Origin of the sequence: Chamaesiphon sp. VAR_69_metabat_338 (assembly GCF_031423935.1) — a bacterium.
Classification (GTDB): Bacteria; Cyanobacteriota; Cyanobacteriia; order Cyanobacteriales; family Chamaesiphonaceae; genus Chamaesiphon.
The window spans coordinates 1-4,003 of sequence record NZ_JANPGM010000616.1; the positions used below are offsets into that span (position 1 = coordinate 1).

General features: G+C 48.4%; 5 protein-coding genes. 3 read left to right on the forward strand and 2 right to left on the reverse strand.

Annotated elements, in window-relative coordinates:
* The coding region (locus RMO84_RS16985; protein ID WP_310489618.1) for a GAF domain-containing protein at positions 1-1,499 on the reverse strand (1,499 nt) is incomplete at its 3' end.
* Between the two features lie 24 nt (positions 1,500-1,523).
* Here RMO84_RS16985 and RMO84_RS16990 point away from each other — a divergent pair.
* The 3 genes from RMO84_RS16990 to cysW all read left to right on the forward strand — a co-directional run bounded on the left by RMO84_RS16990 (position 1,524) and on the right by cysW (position 3,675).
* Complete coding sequence (locus tag RMO84_RS16990) at positions 1,524-1,727, forward strand: hypothetical protein (RefSeq protein ID WP_310489619.1); 204 nt, start codon at positions 1,524-1,526, stop codon at positions 1,725-1,727.
* Between the two features lie 228 nt (positions 1,728-1,955).
* On the forward strand, positions 1,956-2,822 hold the full coding sequence (gene cysT, locus RMO84_RS16995) for a sulfate ABC transporter permease subunit CysT (RefSeq protein ID WP_310489620.1): 867 nt from the start codon (positions 1,956-1,958) through the stop codon (positions 2,820-2,822).
* Entirely contained in the window at positions 2,812-3,675 is an 864-nt protein-coding gene (gene cysW / locus RMO84_RS17000; RefSeq protein ID WP_310489621.1) for a sulfate ABC transporter permease subunit CysW, read from the forward strand. Before cysT ends, cysW begins: the two co-directional genes overlap by 11 nt.
* Before the next feature lie 16 nt (positions 3,676-3,691).
* Here the strand turns inward: cysW and RMO84_RS17005 are convergent.
* On the reverse strand, positions 3,692-4,003 hold a 312-nt coding region (locus RMO84_RS17005; protein ID WP_310489622.1), incomplete at its 5' end, for a hypothetical protein.

Genomic DNA, 4,003 nt, shown 5'->3' on the forward strand with positions numbered 1-4,003 from the left:
TCGATTGCAATACTCGCAATTTTAGTCCCAAATTCGCCCAGTCGATATTCCCAATCGGTCGGAGATCGGGCTTCATTAAAGCACAACGTCACCGAACCAAGGGGTAAATTATCGACACCCATTATCGGTAAGGAATGACAAGCCCGAATGCCATGTGCGATCGATAAATCTCGCCATTTTTGCGACCAGAGATCGTCACTCGCAATATCGCTACAAGTGACAGGCTCACCGCAATATACCGCCGCACTGCACGTCCCGATCGCTAGCTCGTTAATCGGCGCATCCTTGAGTCCTTGGCTCAGAGACGGCGGGAAATCTGGAGTAATCGATTTCGTAAACTTCGTGCGGCGATCGTCCGTTAGTAGTACACAGGCGCGGGTGTTGGGGCTGAGCTTGGCGATCGAGCTACACAGCGCACTCAGACACTCATCCAGCGGCTGACCCGTAGAAACCGCCTCCAGCAGTCGCGTCTGTTCGACTAGCATCGATTCGTACTGTTGACGCTCTAGCTCGGTCGCAATCCGACTGGCAAAGATCGTCAGTAACGATTCGGCTAGCTGCACATTTGCTAGCGGTTTACCATCCATTACGCCTAGCAATCCCAACACACTCCCATCAGCACCATAGAACGGAATCGCGACATAGCTCTCTACAGGGAGGAGTTGTAGCAGTACTGCATTGGGAAATTGAGCCTTGACATTGCGCGGATGACAGCAAATTTTACGCTGCTCGATCGCTTCCCAGCAGGGCGTATCTTGGAGCCGATATTCGAGATTCTCGACGATATTACCGCGATCGCAAGTGGCGATCGTTTTCATCATTTTCGGCTCAGTCCCCTCTACCAAGCCAATATAAACATAATCCGTACCCAAAACTTTGGCAAAATGCCTGACCAGTGCATCAAAAAAATCCTGACCCGTCACTCTCGACACACCTTGGGTAATCTCAACTAGTGCGGCATCGACGCTAGCGATCTGCCGCGCCGCCAATCGCAGTTCTAGCTCATCAACTACCATTGCCGCCAAATCTACCAAAGTAGCCTCTTCCTCGGCGGTTAACGCCGCATGGGGCACACTATCGAGCAGACACAGGGTACCCAGATTAAAGCCATCTCGATCGATTAACGGCGCACCTGCATAAAACCGCATCCCAGGCTCGCACTGCACGAACGGATTGCAGACAAAGCGATCGTCGAGTCGAGTATCGGGAACGATTAGCGGCTCATCAGTTAACACGGCAAAGCTGCACATCGTCTCGTTGCGTAGCACTTCAGTAGCACTAAATCCAATGCTGGACTTAAACCAAGCTCTCGACTCATCCACCAGCGAAATCAGCACGGTGGGCATCTTAAACAAGCGCGCTGCGAGGGCTGTGAGGCGATCGAACGCCACTTCCGCAGGTGTATCGAGGACTTGATAGCGATGCAGTGCTGCTAGCCGTTCCGGTTCGTTGGCAGGTAACATCGGATTGGCAGGCTGTACTAGTACTGATTCAGTCATGGTATTCCCTGCAAATGGCAATTAATGCTGATAGTTTGGGGGGATGGGGTGTGGGGCGTTCGATCGGGTGAGCTAACCGATCTAAACACCAGCGATTTACTACCTAAATACTATGCCCACCGTATTTATGCAGCAAGTCTGTTAATTCCTACTTGTAGCGATCGGCTGTTTCTATTTTATAACGGTTGCAAAATCCCGCAGTTCAAAGAGGTAACTCTTCACACATAATCTAGCCATCACTGAAAACGCCATTCGATCGTTTCATTCGATCTCAATCCTTTCTGGCACGAGCGAATCTAGGCGATAATGTCATAATTCAGCCGTGCAGCGGATTGATTGACCTGTGGAATGGATATCGATAAGATAACGATCGAGCTTCAACACTATTCCGCTTTAAATATCGTAGATGTTGTGTCAATCCGGCGATAAAGCAATTCCCAACTCTCAACTCCCGCTATGACCAATATTATCCCCGCCCGTCTCGTTAAACCCAAACCAGTCTGGAAACAGTGGTTCGATCGCATTAGGCACTTATCCTGGACGTGGCGGATTATGTGGTTTTATCTGAGCGCGATGCTGTTTCTGCCCTTGGGAGCGATGTTTGCCAAGGCTGGGAGCGGCGGCTGGGGGAAATTTTGGGAAGTAGCGAGCAGTCCGATTGCCTTATCTACTTATGACATTACGTTCGTGACTTCGCTGATTGCCACCCTGATTAATGGCCTGTTTGGCACCGCGATCGCCTGGGTATTAGTACGGTATGATTTTCCTGGCAAACGGATTATCGATGCCTCGATCGATCTCCCCTTCGCCTTACCGACTTCAGTTGCCGGTCTGACCTTAGCCACTGTCTATAGCGATAATGGCTGGATTGGCAGTATTTTCGCACCGTTCGGGATTAAAATCGCCTTCACGCGGTTGGGGGTAGGACTAGCGATGTTATTTATCTCCTTACCCTTTATCGTGCGTACCGTCCAACCCGTATTGATCGAAATGGAACGCGATATTGAGGAAGCCGCTTGGTGTCTGGGAGCATCGGATTGGGAAACTTTTCGGCAAGTGATTTTGCCGCCGCTGTTACCCTCGATTTTGACCGGGATGGCTCTAGGTTTTTCCCGTGCGGTGGGTGAATATGGTTCGACGGTAATTATTGCCTCAAACACGCCTTTTAAGGATCTGATCGCCCCAGTGTTAATCTTCCAAAGATTAGAGCAATATGACTATGCTGGCGCGACTACTATTGGCATCGTGTTATTGGGAATTTCACTAGTATTGCTCCTGGGAATTAATATCCTTCAAGCTTGGGGACAGCGTTATGAAGATTAATAAAACTGGCAATACTTTAGTCCGGCAAGGGCCAGATAAAAAAACAATTAACTGGGTACCTGCTGTCTTAATCGGACTGTCGATCGCGTACATTAGTGTAATTATTTATATCCCGGCGATCAACGTCTTTTACCAAGCCTTTCACAAGGGCATCGACCCATTTCTGAGCAATCTTACCAATCCAGATTTTTTGAGTGCCGTCAGAGTCACCCTCTCGCTGGCATTAATTGCCGTCCCGATTAATACCGTGTTTGGCTTGTGTGCGGCATGGTCGATCGCGCGGCATCAATTTCCAGGTAGAACTTTATTATTGAGTATTATCGACCTCCCATTATCAATTTCCCCCGTAGTGGCTGGCTTGATGATTATGCTCCTGTACGGACGTCAAGGCTGGTTTGGCGGCTGGCTGCAAGATCGGGGCATCGATATCGTGTTTGCGTTTCCAGGTATGGCTTTAGCTACCGCATTTGTCAGTATGCCGTTCGTGGTGCGCGAGGTAATTCCAGTACTCGAAGAAGCCGGCGTAGAGCAAGAAGAAGCCGCCAGAACATTAGGAGCCAGCGATTGGCAGATATTTTGGCGCGTGACCCTGCCGAATATTCGTTGGGGTTTGATGTATGGCGTATTGTTAACTAATGCCCGCGCGATGGGTGAGTTTGGGGCGGTTTCGGTGGTGTCGGGAAACGTGGCAAATACCACGCAAAGTTTGCCGTTATTTGTTGAGGAAGCTTATAAGCAATACAACACCGAAGCCGCTTTTTCAGCCGCAGTGTTACTCGCTTTACTCGCGGCTGTGACGCTGGTACTCAAGGAGATTTTGGAAAGCAAAACGCGAATTAAAGACAAGTCATAAATCAAACAGCGAACAGTCATATGTTTTTTTCAATATGATATTCCCATAAGTTATGATTGAGGGAATCATCTTTAACTAGTCTCATTATTTCATTGTATTCACCTTTGTATTTATCATGCCATTCTGTTGCGTTACCTTTTTCATCTTTTGCCAAGATCTTAAGAGTTAGTAAATCTCCACGATAAGGCATTGTTGGGTAAAGATGAATGATAGCATCAGATTCGGAAATGAAGCCATTCCATGTTGGCACAAAGTCATAGCCGAAGAAAGTAACTCTTTCACTAATATCTTCACCACACTCTGCTTCAATTTCATCACGAATTTTTTG

Bases quoted from the DNA above. Each gene is read 5' to 3' on its own strand.
- RMO84_RS16990 (WP_310489619.1), top strand. From the start codon at position 1,524: ATGCTGATAGTTTGGGGGGATGGGGTGTGGGGCGTTCGATCGGGTGAG.
- cysT (WP_310489620.1), top strand. From the start codon at position 1,956: ATGACCAATATTATCCCCGCCCGTCTCGTTAAACCCAAACCAGTCTGG.
- cysW (WP_310489621.1), top strand. From the start codon at position 2,812: ATGAAGATTAATAAAACTGGCAATACTTTAGTCCGGCAAGGGCCAGAT.